1 pseudogene is annotated in these 1,419 nt (G+C 52.9%); it reads left to right on the forward strand.

What is annotated here, in order from left to right:
• Positions 1-86 precede the first annotated feature (86 nt).
• Positions 87-1,022, forward strand: a pseudogene (locus TSA66_RS00330) (IS110 family RNA-guided transposase); the annotation flags it as partial.
• Positions 1,023-1,419 lie beyond the last annotated feature (397 nt).

Below are 1,419 nucleotides of genomic sequence, written 5' to 3' on the forward strand. Positions count from 1 at the left end.
GGGAAAAGCGCGAGGATACCTATCTCGCCATGCTGCAGTTCGCGTGCGGTCTCATTGCTTGGCGCTCCGCCCTATCGAAATAGGCTCTTAAGCGTGATCAGGTGTTACTGTTTCTGGCCAAGATTACTCCGTGTTTGATCGGTATGGAGGCATGCAGCAGCGCGCACCACTGGGCAAGGAAGTTGCAATCACTCGGGCATACCGTACGTCTTATGGCACCCCAGTTCGTCAAACCCTACGTTAAGACCAACAAGAACGATGCTGCCGACGCAGAGGCAATTTGCGAAGCCGTAACCCGGCCAAATATGCGCTTTGTCCCTATCAAGAACATCGAACAGCAGGCAGTACTGTCGCTGCACCGGGCACGCCAAGGATTCGTCAAAGCACGTACTGCACAGGCTAACCAAATTCGCGGAATGCTCGTTGAATACGGTATCACCTTGCCGCAAGGTATATGTCACATATTGAAACGGGTACCGGACATTCTTGCCACAGCTTCTGCGGAGTTGCCGGGCACGTTCCTTCAACTGCTGCAACGGCTAGTAGAACATCTACGTGAGCTTGATCGGCAGGTGGAGGAACTCGAGCAGCAGATTCAGCGTTGGCACCGGGAGAACGAAGCAAGCAAGAGGCTGGCAGAAATTCCAGGCATTGGCCCTATTACCGCCAGTGCGCTTGTAGCCACTATCGGTGACGCGCGTAACTTCAAAAGCGGCAAGGAGCTCGCGGCCTGGCTGGGATTGGTGCCTCGTCAGCATTCCAGCGGTGGTAAGCAAAACCTTCTTGGAATCAGTAAGCGTGGCGACTCGTACCTCAGGATGCTGTTGATCCACGGCGCCCGTTCTATGTTACGCGTTGCCCAGCGAAAGACAGATTATGTGAGCGGTTGGCTGTCCAAACTAACTGAGCGACGGCATCACAACATTGCGGCTGTGGCGCTGGCCAACAGAAATGCCCGAATCATGTGGGCGCTGCTTGCTCACGACCGAACCTTCAATCTAGCTTTTAATACTCCGCGGTGACCAGCCGAATGCAGAGCAAATGAACATGCAACAGAGAGTCCTGTAGTAGAACAAAGAATACAAAGGGAAGGAACCCTCCACCGATTGCACAGGCAATCATGAAGTGATGGCAAAACAGGTCAGACCGAGGCAGGCCAAACCTATTTTACACAGGGAGCATCAAGCTCGACAGAGTGATTAGGAACCTGCCAGCATATTCCATCAGGGACGGAGGCAATAGCCTCGATCAAGAGTCCGGATCTATGGCTGCAATCTCCACCTGCTTGACATCATCGATTGAACGCTTGGCAAACCGGGGGCGACCATCTATGTGTAAAAACGCGGTTGCGCAAATTGTTTACTCATTGTTGATCCTCTCGAACACCGCGATTAATTCTTGAGTGTTGAATAGGCTGTC

This window comes from Noviherbaspirillum autotrophicum, from assembly GCF_000818395.1.
In the GTDB taxonomy this organism is placed as follows: domain Bacteria; phylum Pseudomonadota; class Gammaproteobacteria; order Burkholderiales; family Burkholderiaceae_D; genus Noviherbaspirillum; species Noviherbaspirillum autotrophicum.